Genomic DNA, 18,484 nt, shown 5'->3' on the forward strand with positions numbered 1-18,484 from the left:
TATACTGGCTATTTTAAACCTTCTAAGTTCTACATTAAGTGGACGTATTCCAGCCAGGAAATGGCGTCTCTTCCTGCAAATGACGCAATTCAGGTTGATGAGCTTCAGCAATCTGCGTCACCCGATTCACGCCCTCTTCCAATAAATGCACTTCTATTTGACGACGATCCTCACGCCCTTGCCGCCGCACAACCAATGATAGTTGCTCACAGCGGTCGACTAGCGCCACCACTCCATGATGTTTTGATTGAAGCCGCTCAGCAAGTTCCCCTACCGTTGCCCAATCTCTGCCATGGAAGCCACGAAGATGTAGCAGTAATTGATACTGCAATGGCGTCAGCCCATAGCGGCGACAGATATCTTCACTCTGGCGAAGAAAACAACGTAATCGATAACGAAATTGCGATAACCGCTCAAAGTCATTTTTATCAAGGGCTTGTTTTTTAGTCATTTTCCAACTCTGTTTACCACATACTCAACTATGGCTGACTCGCTAATTTATAGCGTCTTTAAAAAAACACAATATCACATCATGATATAAATAATCATTGAAATTACACCTTCAAGGAGACCTGGAATGAGAGCACTCACTTTTCTCAAATTACCATTTAATCATCGTGAAGGCTGGAAAGAGTTACAGACTTCCTGCCCCTCCATTCCTTTACTAGCGTGGCTGGTGGTTTTACCCATGTCGCTCTTACCGCCAGTAATGCTCTATTATGCGGGCAACCATTACGGCGATACATTTATGGTGGGCTTTGCTGACCGAGAGTGGCGTTTTATCACCACCATTATTTTCCTTGCAGAGATATTAAGTTTTTTCGTTATCGGGTGGGTAATCTACGCTGTAGTCAATGGCACTGAAGAGCTATCTATTAGCTATCAAGATGCCTATTTACTTGCCGGGCTTGCACCACTGCCTTTATTTGCCTCGTCGTTGGCACTCCTGGTACCCAACTTATTTTTTAATGTCGTGATTATACTCAGCGGGCTGGGCATCTCTTGCAGCTTGATTTACCACGGCTTACAAGCACTCTGTACTCAGCAAGAAGTTGATGTTGCTACTATCTCAGCCACTTACACAATTATGGCTGCCAGTGCTCTGGGATGGGGTATTTTGTTTGCGGTTATCTGGGCTTATTAAGCCATTAACATTAGGCGCACTGGCCTACAGGGGCGCTAAACCAGTCATCATCAAGCCAAATGATGACGCGTTAAGCAAACGGCCTAACGCTGGGAAGTGGCTAACGTGTGCGCTAGGCAGGGAGAGGAGCAAAATTCACGATCACTCGCGTCTTCCTCTGCAAGCGCTAATAGCGTCAGTTCTTTTATTACCGAAAGATGGGAATCGTCAATTTGACGAGCGGCAGTGAGTAGGGTCACCCGACCCGCGCGTGCGAATCTCATTAAAGGCAGTAGCTTATCAGGGCACGCCTTCAGCTCACTCCTGTATCGCTCAAGAAAGAGTGGTTTACTGATTTTTTGCTGACGATACTGACGGCATAGTTGAAATGCAGGTGCTATCTCCGGGTACCATTCATCTAGAGCAAGCAAGCGGCGTGATAGGCTTCCAGGCCATAAATCAGCCAATATACGAGTACCGTCACAAGCCTCTATCGGCGCATATATTTGCTTGAGCATGATTTCATAAGACATCGGCTATATACCTCTGCCGGCGAGCCCATGGCTTCAGCGAGTAATTCATATAAATATAGTACAGCAGAGATGCCCGACAAATTAACTAACAGAAAATCAGGGATATCGCTTTGTAGCGATGCGATATAGAGAGCGTCCAGGCTGCGCTTCGAAGATACAACAGCATCTGAATACTTAGAATGAAAAACAGTATCAAACTACGACGACAACAATTAGTACGCTAATAGCCTTTTTGCGCTAACAAATTTGCAGCGATTTTTGACGCGGGAGCGATGGGCATTACTTCTATGAATGGCATCACTATTTCTATAGCAATGTTACCAAGAAATAATCTATACCAGTGGTTTTAGGTAAGAAAGGCACTAGAAATGGAGGCAGCCCCAAAAGCCACATCCCGGCACACGCAGCCACCACTACCGTTGCTCCCTTCCGGGCCTGGCGGGGTTTGCAGTTTAGCGTTGCGGGAGGACCTAAGGGGCCACCATAGCGGCACACTCTGATATTTCTAAGTGAGTGTACTGATGCTGATGTGGTGGCTACGCCCTGATTTGAACAGGGGACCCCATCATTATGAGTGATGTGCTCTAACCAGCTGAGCTACGTAGCCTTTCCCTCATCAACGGGTGCAGATTATGCCTATCTTAACTATGAAAGGCAAGCCAAAAACGACCTGCCTTTCATTCAACTACCCTGTTAAGTGAATAGTGTACTTATAAAGCTGCTTGGACTGCTGGCAGCGCTTCTTCGCCAGCTCGAGTAGTCACCCCTTCGAGCCATGCTGCTAACACATCATCGTTTTCATTAAGGTAACTACGTGCTGCCTCTCGCGGGTCTACCCCATCGTCCATAATGGCACTCATCAATTGGTTTTCCATTTCCAGGGTGAATGTCATATTTTTTAGCAATTCACCGATATTAGGGCACGCTTCAACAAACCCTGCCCGGGTATTGGTATGCACGGTTGCGCCCCCTAGGTTGGGGCCAAAATAGTCGCCAGCATCAGATAAATACGCCATATCAAAATTAGTGTTCATTGGATGCGGTTCCCAACCTAAAAACACCATCCATTTTTCATTAGGCACCCTCGCGCGAAGCTCAGCCAGCATACCCGCCTCGCTCGAATCGATGACTTGCCAATCACCAAGCCCATAGGCGTTATCATCAATCATTTGCTCAATCAGCTCGTTACCATCATTGCCAGCTTCAATGCCGTGTAAACGCTGCTCAAACTGATCAGCATGCTCTGCCAGATCATTAACGGAGGTCACGCCCGCATCATAGACATATTGGGGCACTGCCAGGGTGTACTTAGCTCCCTCAAGGTTGACCACTAAGCGCTCAACCTCGCCACGCTCCACATAGGGGTCGCTGATAGAGGCCATCGATGGCATCCAGTTACCTAAAAAGACGTCAAAATCATTATTACCCATGCCCGCATAAGCAATCGGCACCGAGACAGTATCGACACGCGTTTCATAACCAAGTGCTTCCAGTACTTCACTAGCCAATGCTGTCGTTGCTGTAATATCAGTCCAACCCACTTCTGCAAAGCGAACACTACTACACTCATTAGCATAGGCAGCTGCCGGTAAACAGGCAGTCAGTAATAATGTACTTAGGCTTCGTGTGTATGTCCGTTTCATGTTGATCTTCCCCATTATCGGTTTTATATGAACACGCCCTATACGCAACAGTCGTAGAGACGAGAAAACAACGCAGGCTTTTATTGATTGAACGTTCAATAAAAAAATGTCATCATACTCAGGTAATCATGCCTACTCCTGGTTTTCAAGGACAGGAGCCAATGGGCATTCAACGTCAGTAGGAGATAGCTGTGCCTAAGGTGGGAATGGAACCGATACGCCGCCAGCAGTTAATTAAGGCTACCATGGCGGCCATTGACGAAGTTGGTTTAGCAGAAGCAACCGTCATGCGAATTGCCCGTCATGCTGGCGTTTCGGCGGGCATTATTAGTCACTACTTTGGCGGCAAGGATGGCCTGCTGGAAGCAACGATGCGGCAGATCTTAACCGATCTTAGTGACGCCGTTGCAGCACGCCGCCGTGCGTTAGAAGACGACTCCCCCCGGGCGCATATTGGCGCCATCATCGAAGGTAACTTTGATCGCACCCAGGTGACCGGCCCTGCCGCCAAAACATGGCTCGCCTTTTGGGCTAGCAGCATGCATAAGCCCGTGCTTCAGCGGCTTCAGAATGTCAACGATCGCCGTTTGTATGCCAATTTATGTCATCAATTCCAGCGCGTCATGCCCCGTGCAGACGCTCGCAATGCCGCCCGTGGCCTAGCCGCGATGATTGATGGTCTATGGCTGCGTGGTGCACTTACACCAGAAGGGCTCGACGCCGCTGAAGCGCGACATCTTGCGCACACCTATCTCGACCAACTGCTTATTCATCATGGATGCCAGCAACGTGCATCCACTGCAGAAACACAGTAAGGAGACCAACATGGCCGCTCAAGATATTCAGCCACTTTATATTGATGGTCGTCCGGTAGACGCCACTTCAGGCGAGACATTTACCGTTTCAAACCCCTACGATGGCAGCCTGCTTGCCACGATTGGCCAGGCAAGCCAAGCTGATGTTGATAGCGCTGTAGAAGCTGCTCAACGCGGACAGCGTCAATGGGCTTCAATGACGGGCATGGAACGCTCACGTGTTCTGCTGCGCGCTGTTGCACTGTTAAGAGAACGCAACGACGAGCTTGCCGAGTTGGAAACTCAAAATACCGGCAAGCCTATTAGTGAAACCGCCAGTGTCGATATTGTGACCGGTGCCGACGCCTTGGAGTACTACGCAGGCCTTGCCCCCGCTATCGAAGGCAGCCAGATTCCGCTGCGTGATAGCTCCTTTGTGTATACCCGTCGCGAGCCACTCGGTGTCATTGGCGCCATTGGCGCCTGGAACTACCCCATTCAAATTGCCTGCTGGAAAGCCGCACCTGCGCTGGCAGCGGGCAACGCCATTGTCTTCAAGCCCAGTGAAGTAACACCGCTAACCGCTATCAAGCTGGCTGAAATTTTCACTGAAGCAGGCCTGCCTGACGGTGTTTTCAATGTCGTTCAAGGCGATGGCCGCGTTGGCGCGATGCTGACTGAGCACCCAGGTATCGCCAAGGTATCGTTTACTGGCGAAGTCGGTACGGGCAAAAAAGTGATGGCCGCTGCTGGTGGCTCTACGCTGAAAGACGTCACTATGGAACTAGGTGGTAAGTCTCCGCTGATCGTGTTTGCCGATGCTGATTTAGATCGTGCTGCCGATGCCGCCATGATGGCCAACTTCTACTCCAGCGGCCAGATTTGCACTAACGGCACTCGCGTGTTCGTGGAGCGCAGCGTCAAAGACGCCTTTGAGGCGAAGCTGGTTGAGCGCGTTCAGCGTATCAAAGCGGGTAACCCGATGGACCCAAGCGTTAACTTCGGCCCGCTAGTAAGCTTTGAACATCAGCAAAAAGTGCTTTCCTATATTGCCCTGGGTAAAGAGCAAGGCGCGCGAGTATTGGCTGGCGGCGATGAGTGGAATAGCGGTGACTGGGCGAATGGCGCTTGGGCTGCGCCCACCATTTTCACCGATTGCACTGACGATATGCGCATCGTAAAAGAAGAGATCTTTGGCCCAGTAATGTCCGTACTCTTCTTTGATGACGAAGAAGACGTGATTCGCCGCGCCAATGACACCAAATACGGTCTAGCAGCGGGTGTGTTTAGCGAAAGCTTAAACCGTGCTCACCGGGTTATTCACCAGTTGGAAGCCGGCATTTGCTGGATCAACACCTGGGGCGAGTCTCCTTCTGAGATGCCGGTAGGTGGTTACAAAGAGTCGGGCATTGGCCGCGAGAACGGCGTCGAGACGCTCAATCACTACACCCAGACTAAGTCCGTACAGATCGAGATGGGGCCATTTGAGTCGGTGTTCTAAGCGAAGTAATGGACGCTCCCGGTAGGTATATCGAAGAGAAGTATCTCTTTTATGCCTACCGGCTCATTACCCATCATTCGGCTCCTCCAAGGTAAAAGCATGTCTCAATCACGCGAATTTGATTACATCATTATCGGTGCAGGCTCGGCCGGTAATGTACTGGCTACCCGACTCACCGAAGACAGCGACGTCAGCGTTTTGCTGCTTGAAGCAGGCGGCCCTGATTACCGTTTCGATTTTCGCACCCAAATGCCTGCCGCACTGGCCTACCCGCTACAAGGCAAACGCTACAACTGGGCATTTGAAACCGATCCCGAACCGTATATGGATGGCCGCCGTATGGAGTGTGGCCGAGGCAAAGGCCTGGGCGGCTCTTCACTGATCAATGGCATGTGCTATATCCGTGGCAACGCCCTGGATTACGATAACTGGGCCAAGCAACCCGGCTTGGAAGAGTGGGATTACCTCAGCTGCCTGCCCTATTTCAAAAAGTGCGAAACCCGCGATATTGGCCCTAATGATTACCACGGCGGCGACGGCCCGGTCAGCGTGACCACGCCGAAAGCTGGCAATAATCCGCTTTACCGCACGTTTATCGAAGCGGGGAAGCAAGCGGGCTATCCAGAAACCGAGGATGTTAACGGCTACCAGCAAGAGGGCTTTGGCCCCATGGACCGTTTCGTCACGCCCAAGGGGCGCCGTGCGTCGACTGCACGCGGCTACCTGGACACTGCCAAGCAGCGCAGTAACCTGACCATTGAAACCCACGCAGTCACTGATGTGATTGAATTTGATGGCAAACGTGCCGTTGGCGTGCGTTACGAGCAAAAAGGTCAGCCACACAAGGCCCACGCTCGCCGGGAAGTGCTGCTGTGTGGCGGTGCCATTGCCTCACCACAGATTCTTCAGCGCTCTGGCGTAGGCAACCCCGAATGGCTTCGGGAATTAGGCATTTCAGTCGTCCATGAGCTACCCGGCGTAGGCGAAAATCTCCAGGACCACCTTGAGATGTACATTCAGTACGAATGCAAAGAGCCTATTTCGCTGTATCCGGCGCTGAAATGGTACAACCAGCCAAAAATTGGTGCCGAGTGGTTATTTAAAGGTACTGGCGTTGGCGCCAGCAACCAGTTTGAATCCTGCGGTTTTATTCGTAGCAATGATGAGGAAGAGTGGCCAAACCTGCAGTACCACTTCCTGCCCATCGCGATCAGTTACAACGGTAAAAGCGCTGTTCAGGCACATGGCTTCCAGGCCCACGTTGGCTCGATGCGCTCGGAAAGCCGTGGACGAATTCGCTTAACCTCGAAAGACCCACACGCGGCACCCAGCATCTTGTTTAACTACATGGCCAAAGAGAAAGATTGGCAAGAGTTCCGCGATGCGATTCGCTTAACCCGCGACATCATCGCGCAACCAGCGTTTGATAAGTACCGTGGCCGTGAAATTTCCCCTGGCCCTAGCGTACAAAGCGATGAAGAACTCGATAACTTCGTCAAGCAACACGCTGAAACGGCTTATCACCCGTGTGGCAGTTGCCGCATGGGCGAAGGTGAGATGGCAGTGACCGATAGCCAAGGCCGCGTACATGGGCTCGAAGGCCTGCGCGTTGTCGATGCTTCGCTGTTCCCGGTGATCCCTACCGGCAACCTAAACGCGCCTACTATTATGCTGGCGGAGAAAATTGCTGACCGCATCCGTGGACGTGAACCTTTGCCACGCGCCAAGGTGGATTATTACGTCGCTCACGGCGCACCCGCTAAACAGGTTTAGTTGCAGCACCCAAACCTGCATGCAACATGTTAAACGCCATGGCCACTCGCCATGGCGTTTTTTTATGGTCTATTTACGCTACAGTAAAGAGACTATAGCGAATGTATAAGAGTGAAATGCTTGCACTGATATAGGTGACTCTGACAATATTCAAACATACGTTTAAATACGTCCACAATTAATCACCCACGGAGAAACATCCATGCTCACCTTACTACTCATTGTGCTTGCCGTTGCAGGCTTGCTCGTGGTGATGCGCCGCGAAGCAGGCGCTACGCCAGCACTCGCCCTGCTTGGCGTACTGGGCTTAGTAGGCTTAGTGCTTGGCGCAAGCGTTATTGGCACGCTGCTATTGATTGCGGCTGCCGCCGTTGCAATTGCTGGTCTACCAGCATTGCGCAGCAAGTGGCTGACGCCGCGCATTTTCGCCACCTTCAAAAAGGTAGCGCCGAAAGTGTCCGATACGGAGCGCACGGCATTAGAAGCGGGCAGCGTCTCCTGGGATGGCGAGCTCTTCTCTGGCAAACCTCAATGGGAGTCGTTACTTAGCTATAAAGACGACGGCCTGAGCGAGGCAGAACAAGCGTTCTTGGACAATCAGTGTGCGAAAGCCGCTGGCATGTGTAACGCCTGGGATATCGCCCAAGAACGCGCTGACCTCCCCCAACAACTGTGGGATTATCTAAAGAAAGAAGGCTTCTTCGGCATGATTATTCCGAAGGAGTACGGCGGCCTCGGATTCTCAGCTAAGGCACAGTCCATGGTACTGCAGAAGCTCTCCGCTAATGAGACGCTGATGGTCACCGTTGGCGTACCGAACTCACTCGGCCCAGGCGAACTGCTGCTTAAATACGGCACTCAACAACAGAAAGATCACTACTTGCCCCGTCTTGCTGATGGTCGCGAAATCCCCTGCTTCGGCCTAACTGGCCCGCGTGCAGGCTCTGATGCCACGTCGTTACCGGATACAGGCGTTGTCTGTAAGCAAGTTATCAATGGCGAAGAAGTGCTTGGCTTACGCCTTAACTTCGAAAAACGCTGGATTACCCTGGCTCCCATCGCCACCGTGGTAGGCCTAGCCTTCCGTCTTTTCGATCCAGAAAAATTGCTCGGTGACGAAGAAGACCGCGGTATTACCCTTGCACTCGTTCCCCGGGATACTCAGGGCATGGACATCGGTCGCCGTCACCATCCTATCGGCAGCCCGTTTATGAACGGCCCGATTAAAGGTAACGACGTGTTTGTGCCGCTGGATACCATTATTGGTGGCCCAGACATGATCGGCCAAGGCTGGCGCATGCTAGTCGAGTGCCTCTCGATTGGTCGCTGCATTACCTTGCCTTCTGGTGCGACCGGCACCGCCCGCTACGCGCTAGGCTGGAGCGGTGGTTTTACCCGCGTACGTCGTCAGTTCAACGTACCCGTCGCTGAAATGGAAGGCGTACAGGAGCCGTTAGCACGCATGGCCTCGCTGGCTTACATCTCTGCTGCTACGGTTTACCAAACCGCCAACCTGATCGACCATGGCGAAAAACCCGCCGTTCCTTCAGCCATCTTGAAGAGCCAGCTAACCGAGTTCCAGCGCGTGCTGCTTAGTGACGCAATGGATGTTCACGGTGGTAAAGCCGTTACCCTTGGTCCACGCAATTACCTAGGCATTGGCTACAGTGCTAACCCGGTGGCCATCACCGTGGAAGGCGCCAACATTATGACCCGCAACCTGATGATCTTTGGTCAAGGTGCGATTCGTTGTCATCCGTATGTGCTAGAAGAGCTGGCAGCGAAAGACGCCAACGACGTTAAAGCTTTCGACAAAGCCTTCTTTGGCCACGCAGGGCTGATTTTCGGCAATGCTGCCCGTGCCTTTACGCTTGGGTTTGGCTTAGGCAAAGCAAATGTACCTTTTAGTGGCCCTGCAGCGACCTACGCCCAGGATATTGCACGCATTTCAGCAGGCTTTGGCCTATGTGCCGACGCCGCCATGGCCAGCCTTGGCTCTGAACTCAAGAAGCGCGAAATGCTGTCAGCACGCTTGGGTGATGTTCTGTCCAATCTGTATCTAGCTTCCATGGTACTAAAACAGTGGCACACCGGTGACCAAGTCGAGGGTGAAGAAGCGCTGCTACACTATAGCCTGCGGTTCTTGCTAAACCGTGCCGAACAGGCGTTCGTTGAAATTTTCGATAACCTACCGAACCGCGCGTTAGGCAAGGCATTGAAAGTTATCATAATGCCGACCGGCCGCCGTTGGAATAAACCGCATGACGACTTGGCTCGCGATATCGCACAGCGCGTATCCACACATAGCGCCCTGCGCAGCAAGCTACTTTCCAATACATGGGATAAAGATGATGGCGCAGAGTCTAACCCGCTTGCCCGCTACAACGCGCTGCTGGTGGACTATGACCGTGCCGAAACCCTCTACCGCACGGTGAACAAAGCCTATGCCAAAGGTGAGCTGCCACAAACGGCACTACACCCTGAAGCACGCATTGAAGCCGCACTGGACAAAGGGATTATCAAAGAAGACGACGCACAGTTCATGCGCACTTTCGAGGCGGAAGTACTCGAGATGCTGACGGTTGATGATTTCGCCTATGACGCGTTTGCTAATGATAAATCGACGTTGATTAATCACAATGCAGCGCCTATGGCCACGCCGCAGCAAGCAGAAACCAGCGTTAAGTAGTCCTTTCTCGCTTTAACTAGCGATCCTAACCGGCCTCTCCAGGCCGGTTTTTTTACGTATATTTTCAAAAACGAAACAAACGAACATTCGCTTATCTCACTCAGCGGCTGCTTTCCTTCTCTAAACACCTCGTTTTAATGCCAATTTCTCACCAAAACAACCGTCATTCAGCACTCCCCACCGCCGGAGCAGCAGCGATATACGCCTAAAAGCGAATACAAACAGCTACAAAAGTCGTTGCAAGTTCGCAAATGATCAACTAGCCTTTCGTTATTGAAAATAAAGTGAATGGAAGTCCGCTTGATGGTTGGCTGACAATAAAGTGCAAACAGCCAAGGCTAACATCTCGAATAAGCGAGTATTGCTTCACTTTCATCAATAGCGATCAACGCAAGACCTCTACCAATAACATTTATCTATAACAATGACGTTAGCGAGATCGGCATGTCCTTACATCTGCAAAATATCGACCACATCGTCGGTGGTGAATCCCATATCAGTGGGGTGGACCTCGAGCTGGAGCCGGGTTCTTTCAATGTGCTGCTAGGGCGAACCCTGGCAGGTAAAACAACGCTCATGCGATTAATGGCGGGTTTGGAGCAACCTACCCGGGGGCGAATCTACATGGATGGCAAGGATGTCACGGGCGTATCCGTCCGCAAGCGCAATGTCTCCATGGTGTATCAGCAATTCATCAATTACCCAAGCCTTAACGTTTACGACAATATAGCGTCACCACTTAAGCTGGCTAAGGCATCCAAGCAGGAAATCGACAAGCGTGTGCGTGAAACTGCCGCCATGCTGGGGATTGACCACTTGCTGGACCGCTTGCCGCTTGAGCTTTCTGGTGGGCAACAGCAGCGTACCGCCATGGGCCGCGCTTTGGTTAAGGATGCGGACCTGATCCTGTTTGATGAACCGTTAGTCAACCTTGACTACAAACTGCGTGAAGCGTTGCGCGATGAACTTCGCGGGCTGTTCAAGGCGCGTAACTGCATTGCCGTTTATGCCACCACTGAGCCCAACGAAGCACTAGCGTTAGGGGGCAACACTGCCGTATTGCATGAAGGCAAGCTGCTGCAATATGGCCCAACCGAGCAAATTTATCGCGAGCCTAACGGCATCCTAAGCGCTGAGATGTTTTCAGAACCGCCTATCAATATTGTGCCTGGGCATCTTACTGCCAATGAAATCACCTTCGACCAGGATATCCATTTCCCCTGCGATGTCGCGCTACGCAACCTACCCGCGGGAGCATACCGATTTGGAGTCCGTGCCTCTCATGTCAGCCTACAGCCGAATGCAGCAGATGATCTAGAGCTTGAAGTTGAAGTTGAAGTGGCTGAAATCAGCGGTTCGGAAACCTTCCTCCACGTGCGGCACAACCTATTTTCTTTAGTACTCCATTTGCTTGGTATTCATACACCTAAAGTCAATCAGCGCATAAAGATCTACTTCCCTACCCACAAGCTGTTTGTCTTCGATCAGCAGGGTTCTATTGTTCATACGCCGGAAACACGGGGAGTGAATCAACATGGCTGAGATCATACTAAAGGCTCTCGCGCATACTTATAGCGCTAACCCGACATCACCTGAAGATTACGCGATTCGCCAGATGGAACATATCTGGCACCAAGGCGGCGCTTACGCCCTGCTGGGGCCATCGGGGTGTGGCAAATCCACCCTGCTGAACATTATTTCCGGGCTGCTCGAACCTTCCGAAGGGGACGTGCTGTTTGATGGCCAGCGAGTTAACGAGTTGCCGCCTGAGGAGCGTAACATCGCTCAGGTTTTTCAATTCCCAGTGATCTACGACACCATGACGGTGTTTGATAACCTCGCCTTTCCATTGCGTAACATCAACATCCCAGGTCACCGCATCACGCCAAAGGTAGAGGAAGTCGCCGAGATTCTGGAGTTAACCCCACTGCTCAAGCGTAAAGCCAAAGGGCTGACCGCCGATGAGAAGCAGAAGGTTTCAATGGGTCGCGGCTTGGTGCGCGATGATGTCTCGGCAATTCTATTTGACGAGCCGTTAACGGTTATCGACCCTCAGCTCAAGTGGAAATTACGCCGTAAGCTGAAGGAGATTCACCAGCGCTTCAATATCACCATGATTTACGTCACCCATGACCAGTTGGAAGCGGCAACTTTTGCCGACAAAATCGCCGTGATGTATGAAGGTCAGGTGGTTCAGTTCGGCACTCCTCAAGAACTCTTTGAAACCCCAGCGCATACCTTTGTTGGCTATTTTATTGGCAGTCCCGGTATGAACATTCTGGATGTACACCACCATGCGGGGGAAGTCATCTTTGCTGATATACCGCTCCCCATACCGCAGGCGTTTGTTGACGCCATTGCCAATACCAAAAGTTCGAATATAAAAATCGGCATTCGCCCCGAGTTTGTAACCGTGCATGCCAGCAAACGTGAAGGTGCCCTGCCCGCTCGTAAACGGCAAGTGCAAGATCTAGGCACCTACTCAATTGTTACCTTTGAGTTGGGTGGTCAGGCGTTCAAGGCACGCTTGCCGGAAGGTCACCCTGAATTCGGAGACGATATTTATCTCACCTTTGACCATGATCAGTTAGGGCTGTTTGTGGACGAATACCGGGTGGAGGTTACCTCATGAATAATAAAGTCTATAACAACTGCGCTTGGCTATTAGTTCTACCAATGTTAGTGCTCGTGGCGTTTTCCGCCATTATCCCCTTGATGACAGTGGTCAACTACTCGGTACAGGACGTGCTAGGTCCCAACGCTAGCTTCTTTACCGGCACCGAGTGGTTTCGCACTATGCTCAACGATTCAGCGCTGCAAGCTGCATTTGGTCGGCAGATACTGTTTTCATTGATCATTCTGGCTATCCAGATCCCACTGGGAATAGGAATAGCGCTGATTATGCCAAAACAGGGCTGGCAGGCGTCCGCCGTACTAATTCTGATTACCCTGCCCCTGCTAATTCCTTGGAACGTCGTTGGCAGTATCTGGCAAATCTTTACCCGTGGCGATATTGGGCTAATGGGCTGGGGGCTGCGCGAGCTAGGCATTAATTACAATATTACCCGTAATGCTGGTGACGCCTGGGCGACCATTATTTTAATGGATGTTTGGCACTGGACGCCGCTTGTCGCAATGCTCTGCTATAGCGGGCTGCGCTCTATTCCTGAAGCCTACTATCAAGCGGCAAGGATTGACCGTGCTTCTAAGTGGGCAGTGTTTCGCTATATTCAGCTACCGAAGCTAACTAACGTTCTGGTCATCGCCGTACTGCTGCGCTTCATGCACTCCTTCATGATCTACGCCGAGCCCTTTGTGTTAACCGGAGGTGGACCTGGTAGTTCAACCACGTTCCTAACCCAATCGCTTGCCACCATGGCTATCGGCCAGCAGGATCTGGGGCCTTCCGCCGCCTTCTCGATCATCTACTTCCTCGTCATTCTGTTAGTCAGCTGGGTGTTCTATACCACCATCATGCATCTGCAGAAAGACAAGAATTCACAGGGAGGCGTGTAAGATGTCTTACCAACTTGAAAATACCCAGCAGGGTGAAAAATACAACACTATTTTCAGTAAGGTGCCAGCAGCTGAGCGACGCAAGCGCCACTCACGCTCTCGGCTGAGAAAGCGGCTTCTGCTTGGCACCTATATCGTGCTGCTGATACTGCCCCTTTATTGGCTGCTCAATATGTCGCTGCAGACTAACAGCGAGATCCTCGGGTCGATGACGCTGTGGCCGCAAAACCTGACCTTTGACAACTACATCGGCATCTTCACTAACCCAAGCTGGTACATGGGGTACGTCAACTCCATCATGTATGTGGTGATGAATATGGTTATCACCATGTTAGTGGCACTTCCGGCCGCCTATGCCTTCAGCCGTTACAAGTTCATCGGTGATAAGCACCTGTTCTTCTGGCTATTAACCAACTTGATGGCGCCACCCGCAGTATTTTTGCTGCCCTACTTCCAGCTTTATTACTCGGTCGGCTTATTCGATACGCACATCGCCGTAGCGCTAGCTCACTGCCTATTCAATATTCCGCTGGCCATCTGGATTCTAGAAGGCTTTATGAGCAGCGTGCCTAAGGAAATCGACGAAACCGCCTATATCGACGGCTACAGCTTTCCCAAGTTCTTCATCAAGATCTTCATTCCCATGATCAGTTCTGGCATTGGTGTGGTGCTTTTCTTCCTGTTCATGTTTTCGTGGGTTGAACTGCTGCTGGCACGCACACTGACGTCTACAGACGCTCAGCCAATCGGCATGATCATGACCAGAACCTCGACGGCATCAGGTATCGACTGGGGCACCCTTGCTGCCGCCGGTATGTTGACCATTGTTCCCGGCATTCTGGTGGTTTACTTCGTACGCAACCATATCGCCAAGGGCTTTGCCCTGGGCCGCACCTGAGTAGGAGGAAACCTTATGTCCTGGATGGTATGGACTTTACCGACGGCTATTTTCTTTTCTTCCATTGCGGCCATGCTAGCTGGCATGACGATCTGGGAACTACGCTCGCCAAGCATTGAAAGAAAGGGATTTTTACCCATTAGCACCACCCGCGGTGATCGGCTGTTTATCGGCTTGCTGTCTGCCGCGTTTATTCACTTGGGCTTCATTGGGTTCACGTCGCTTTCAATTTGGATTGCACTAGCACTTTCAGCGGTATGGCTGCTGGTGTTAATGCGCTGGGGTTAGCCAATCAGCAATTCCAGGAAAACCCTGGCGTTAAGTACGGCAGTATCAAGGACGCTCAAGATATCAGGGAAGAGCACAACAAAACGAGGTCAATATGCGCAACAACAAGTTCAAACTTACTACCCTCGCCGCCAGCCTCATGCTCGCATCGGGGACACTGATGGCAGACGATCACGATGCGCGGGCAATCGCGGAGCGCTTGGTCGACGAACACTTCCAAAACTCTACCTTGAGTCGTGAAGAGCAAATCGAAGAACTTCTGTGGTTTGCAAAAGCAGCTGAGCCTTTCCGCGGTATGGATATTCAAACTGTCGCAGAAGGCTTGACCACTCACGTCTATGAAAGTGAAGTGCTGGCAGAAGCATTCAGTGAGTTAACCGGTATCAACCTTACTCATAATATTATCGGCGAAGGCGACGTCGTTGATACGATGCAAAATCAGATGCAATCAGGCAACAGCATCTACGACGGTTTTGTTAATGACACCGACGCTATCGGCACGCACATTCGTTACGGCACCACCATCAACCTCACCGAGGCGATGGAAAACGAATGGGCTGACTACACACTTCCAACGCTGGACCTAGACGACTTCATTGGCTTGCAGTACGGCACTGGCCCCGATGGCAGCCTATATCAACTACCCACTCAGCAGTTCGCCAACCTTTACTGGTTCCGTTATGACTGGTTCCAGCGCGAAGACCTGCAAGATCAGTTCCGTGAAATCTATGGCTATGATCTTGGGGTACCCACCAACTGGACGGCTTATCAAGATATTGCCGAGTTCTTTACCGAACATGTTGGTGAAATCGACGGCACTACCGTCTATGGCCACATGGACTACGGCCGTCGTGATCCGTCGCTTGGCTGGCGCTTCCACGACTCCTGGCTCTCAATGGCCGGTATGGGTAGCCCGGGCGTACCATCAGGTAATCCAGTCGATGACTGGGGTATTCGCGTTAACGAAGATAGCCAGCCGGTAGGTGCCAGCGTTAGTCGTGGCGGTGCAACCAACTCGCCAGCGTCTGTCTTTGCCATGCAGAAAGCCGTTGATTGGCTACGTGACTTCGCTCCGCCTGAAGCACAGGGCATGACCTTTGGTGAAGCGGGTCCTGTGCCTGCTCAAGGTCATATTGCTCAGCAAATTTTCTGGTACACCGCCTTCACAGCAGACATGACCGATCCTGCCGTGGCTGTGACCGACGATGAAGGCAATCCACTTTGGCGCATGGCACCTTCCCCTACCGGCCCTTACTGGGAAGAAGGCATGAAAGTGGGCTATCAGGATGTAGGTGCATGGACGTTCTTTGACTCCACACCCGAAGACCGTCGAACCGCTGCTTGGCTATTTGCCCAGTTTACGGTAGCTAAAACTACCTCTCTTGAAAAACTGATGGCTGGCCTAACGCCGATTCGTGAATCTGACATTTTCTCTGAGCAGATGACCGAAATGGCACCCAAGCTTGGTGGTTTGGTTGAGTTCTACCGCAGCCCCAACGAATCCAACTGGACGCCTACAGGTACCAACGTACCCGATTATCCGCGCATGGCACCGTTGTGGTGGCAAAACCTAGCGCCGGTAATGAGTGGCGAAGTTACCCCTCAAGAGGGCTTGGATAAGCTGGCGGCAGATATGGATAACACCATGCACCGCTTAGCTCGCGCGAACGTCTTCGATAGCTACGCCCCAGTGCTTAACGAAGAGCGCGACCCGCAATACTGGCTGGATCAAGAAGGCTCTCCTAAGCAAAAGCTTGATGATGAAATGCCGCAAGGAACGACCGTTCCTTACGATGAAATGATGGAAGCCTGGATGGAAGCGGGTACCCGCTAATCCAGTTAGGGCGGGCTTCGGCCCGCCCTATTAAGGCTCAAAAACTAGGTTTCATCAGCGGCGAGCAAATAACAGCAGGGCTCGCTGGTCTACATAGGCTTATTGCTTTGTTGTCATGTTGAAACCGCTACCTAAACACGGGGCTTTTTCTTTGTTAATTGGAACCGCTATGAAACTGCGTAACCGGAATATCGAGAAATTGCACACTGACGACTTTGACGCACTAATCATCGGTGGCGGCATTAACGGCGCAGCAACTGCAGCCGCGCTTGCAGGCAAAGGCGCTAAAGTCGCCTTAATAGACCGCGGTGATTTTGCGGGAAGCACCAGTATGCACTCCTCCAACTTAGTTTGGGGAGGCATTAAGTATATGGAAAGCAAGGATTTCGCATTAGTACGCAAGTTGTGCAAAAGCCGTAATCACTTGATTAAAAGTTACCCATCTACCGTTCAGGAAATTCGCTTTCTTACTACCATCAGCAAAGGTTTCCGCCATTCACCCTGGTATTTGTGGGCAGGCACCTGGCTCTACTGGCTGATGGGAAACGGGTTTACTAAGCTGCCCCGCTTACTATCTCCCAAGAACATTAAGCAAGAAGAACCCATTATTGATATCGAAGGCTCAGTCGGTGGGTTTGAATACTCAGATGCCTACTTACACGATAACGATGCCCGATTTGTATTTAACTTTGTTCGCCATTCGCTTAACTATGGGGCAATTGCAGCCAATTATGTTGAGTCGCTTGGTGCTGAACGTGAAGGACAGCACTGGGTAACGAAAGCGCGCAATGTCATGGATGGCAGCACGTTTAATATCCGTTCCAAAGTATTAATTAATGCTGCTGGCCCCTGGGTAGATCAGCACAACGCACTTACCGGCGAGAAAACCACCCATCAACATCTTTACTCAAAAGGCATTCATCTGATTGTTCCGCAATTGACGGAAACTAAACGGGTACTGGCGTTTTTTGCCGACGATGGACGACTGTTTTTTGTTATTCCCATGGGGAATCGCACCTGCATCGGCACGACTGATACACATATGGAACATCCAGAGGTAGATGTCACCGCTGAAGATATTGAATTTGTATTGGAAAATATCAATAAGCGCCTAACGTTAGAAAAGCCGCTTACCCAAGACGATATTATTTCAACACGCTGTGGTGTTCGGCCGCTGGCTATCAAAGCGGATCAAGGTAACGATCGCGATTTTCTCCAGCTGTCGCGTAAACATGTCATCGATACCAATGCGGATAGCGCCCACATTAGTATTTTTGGCGGTAAATTAACCGACTGCTTGAATGTAGGTGATGAAATCGCAGAAGAAGTGGTCCGCCTAGGTGTCAATCTCAGCGATATCAACTATCGCTGGTACGGTGAGCCACCAGAGCCTGTTAAACAGCAGTTTATGGACCAAGCTAAACGGATGAATCTAGATGCGATGACCGCACCGACGTCTACCGAGCCGCTCTCTTCCCGGCTGTGGCGGCGTTATGCAGAACAGGCCATGCAAATGCTGGAAAAAATTCGTCAGGATCCTGCGGAAGCCGATATTCTCATTGAAGGTACCGAATATATTCGCTGCGAACTAGAGCATGCCCGAGACCACGAAATGATTACGCAACTGGAAGACTTCCTGCGCCGAAGAGCCAAAGTGTCACTGGTTGTTCATCATGAACAGCTGCGCCACTCTAAGGGGCTGAAAGAAGCTTGTCGTGTCCTATTCGGAGACCAAGCGGAAGAGCGCTTTGCTACCTACTTTGCTGAAAATCGTGACACCTCACAGCCTTTCGTTGCACAAGCAGAGCCACAGAACACTCACTGATTAACCATCAACAACATTAAAAAGCCGCTATCATCGATAGCGGCTTTTGCATATTGAAGTAGCCAAT

15 protein-coding genes, 1 tRNA gene and 1 other RNA gene are annotated in these 18,484 nt (G+C 51.2%); 12 read left to right on the forward strand and 5 right to left on the reverse strand.

All coding sequences use genetic code 11. The annotated features are described in order from the left end of the window. Nucleotides 1-34: 34 nt before the first annotated feature. Entirely contained in the window at nucleotides 35-451 is a 417-nt protein-coding gene (locus J4377_RS09955; protein ID WP_038484912.1) for a MarR family winged helix-turn-helix transcriptional regulator, read from the reverse strand. A 126-nt stretch (nucleotides 452-577) separates the two neighbouring features. Between J4377_RS09955 and J4377_RS09960 the strand changes: the two genes are divergently transcribed. Beyond that, nucleotides 578-1,144: a YIP1 family protein gene (locus J4377_RS09960; RefSeq protein ID WP_038484915.1), complete on the forward strand. Its 567-nt coding sequence runs from the start codon at nucleotides 578-580 to the stop codon at nucleotides 1,142-1,144. A gap of 83 nt (nucleotides 1,145-1,227) precedes the next feature. On the opposite strand, the gene J4377_RS09965 is transcribed toward J4377_RS09960, so the two are convergent. The 4 genes from J4377_RS09965 to J4377_RS09980 all read right to left on the reverse strand — a co-directional run bounded on the left by J4377_RS09965 (nucleotide 1,228) and on the right by J4377_RS09980 (nucleotide 3,299). Further along, complete coding sequence (locus J4377_RS09965; RefSeq protein WP_253485412.1) at nucleotides 1,228-1,656, reverse strand: DUF488 domain-containing protein; 429 nt, start codon at nucleotides 1,654-1,656, stop codon at nucleotides 1,228-1,230. A gap of 378 nt (nucleotides 1,657-2,034) precedes the next feature. After that, nucleotides 2,035-2,131: signal recognition particle sRNA small type (ffs, locus tag J4377_RS09970), an RNA gene on the reverse strand. A 55-nt stretch (nucleotides 2,132-2,186) separates the two neighbouring features. Then, nucleotides 2,187-2,263 (reverse strand) — tRNA-Met (locus J4377_RS09975). 103 nt (nucleotides 2,264-2,366) lie between these two features. Beyond that, entirely contained in the window at nucleotides 2,367-3,299 is a 933-nt protein-coding gene (locus J4377_RS09980) for a choline ABC transporter substrate-binding protein (protein WP_253485415.1), read from the reverse strand. Nucleotides 3,300-3,490: 191 nt separating this feature from the next. On the opposite strand from J4377_RS09980, the gene betI reads away from it, so the two are divergent. The 11 genes from betI to J4377_RS10035 all read left to right on the forward strand — a co-directional run bounded on the left by betI (nucleotide 3,491) and on the right by J4377_RS10035 (nucleotide 18,417). After that, a complete protein-coding gene (gene betI / locus J4377_RS09985; RefSeq protein WP_176472079.1) occupies nucleotides 3,491-4,114 on the forward strand; it encodes a transcriptional regulator BetI in 624 nt (207 codons plus the stop codon). A gap of 10 nt (nucleotides 4,115-4,124) precedes the next feature. Further along, complete coding sequence (betB, locus tag J4377_RS09990; protein WP_038484928.1) at nucleotides 4,125-5,594, forward strand: betaine-aldehyde dehydrogenase; 1,470 nt, start codon at nucleotides 4,125-4,127, stop codon at nucleotides 5,592-5,594. A 99-nt stretch (nucleotides 5,595-5,693) separates the two neighbouring features. Beyond that, nucleotides 5,694-7,367 carry a choline dehydrogenase gene (gene betA, locus J4377_RS09995; protein WP_253485418.1) on the forward strand — a complete coding sequence of 558 codons (1,674 nt, stop codon included), beginning with the start codon at nucleotides 5,694-5,696 and terminating at the stop codon, nucleotides 7,365-7,367. A 202-nt stretch (nucleotides 7,368-7,569) separates the two neighbouring features. Beyond that, entirely contained in the window at nucleotides 7,570-10,056 is a 2,487-nt protein-coding gene (locus J4377_RS10000; RefSeq protein ID WP_253485421.1) for an acyl-CoA dehydrogenase, read from the forward strand. 444 nt (nucleotides 10,057-10,500) lie between these two features. Continuing rightward, on the forward strand, nucleotides 10,501-11,598 hold the full coding sequence (locus J4377_RS10005; RefSeq protein ID WP_120386858.1) for an ABC transporter ATP-binding protein: 1,098 nt from the start codon (nucleotides 10,501-10,503) through the stop codon (nucleotides 11,596-11,598). Next, the gene (locus J4377_RS10010; protein ID WP_231657042.1) at nucleotides 11,591-12,688 is read left to right on the forward strand and encodes an ABC transporter ATP-binding protein; all 1,098 of its coding nucleotides are present in this window, start codon (nucleotides 11,591-11,593) and stop codon (nucleotides 12,686-12,688) included. The genes J4377_RS10005 and J4377_RS10010 overlap by 8 nt, the downstream gene beginning before the upstream one ends. Next, complete coding sequence (locus J4377_RS10015) at nucleotides 12,685-13,572, forward strand: carbohydrate ABC transporter permease (protein WP_253485423.1); 888 nt, start codon at nucleotides 12,685-12,687, stop codon at nucleotides 13,570-13,572. Before J4377_RS10010 ends, J4377_RS10015 begins: the two co-directional genes overlap by 4 nt. A 1-nt stretch (nucleotide 13,573) precedes the next feature. After that, nucleotides 13,574-14,470, forward strand: a complete 897-nt coding sequence (locus J4377_RS10020) for a carbohydrate ABC transporter permease (RefSeq protein WP_038484944.1) — start codon at nucleotides 13,574-13,576, stop codon at nucleotides 14,468-14,470. 15 nt (nucleotides 14,471-14,485) lie between these two features. Next, on the forward strand, nucleotides 14,486-14,758 hold the full coding sequence (locus J4377_RS10025; RefSeq protein ID WP_038484947.1) for a DUF2160 domain-containing protein: 273 nt from the start codon (nucleotides 14,486-14,488) through the stop codon (nucleotides 14,756-14,758). A 94-nt stretch (nucleotides 14,759-14,852) separates the two neighbouring features. Continuing rightward, nucleotides 14,853-16,592, forward strand: a complete 1,740-nt coding sequence (locus J4377_RS10030) for an ABC transporter substrate-binding protein (RefSeq protein WP_038484950.1) — start codon at nucleotides 14,853-14,855, stop codon at nucleotides 16,590-16,592. 169 nt (nucleotides 16,593-16,761) lie between these two features. Then, on the forward strand, nucleotides 16,762-18,417 hold the full coding sequence (locus J4377_RS10035) for a glycerol-3-phosphate dehydrogenase/oxidase (protein WP_038484953.1): 1,656 nt from the start codon (nucleotides 16,762-16,764) through the stop codon (nucleotides 18,415-18,417). The last annotated feature ends 67 nt before the right edge of the window (nucleotides 18,418-18,484 follow it).

It is taken from the genome of Halomonas sp. XH26 (genome assembly GCF_024138895.1).
In the GTDB taxonomy this organism is placed as follows: domain Bacteria; phylum Pseudomonadota; class Gammaproteobacteria; order Pseudomonadales; family Halomonadaceae; genus Vreelandella; species Vreelandella alkaliphila.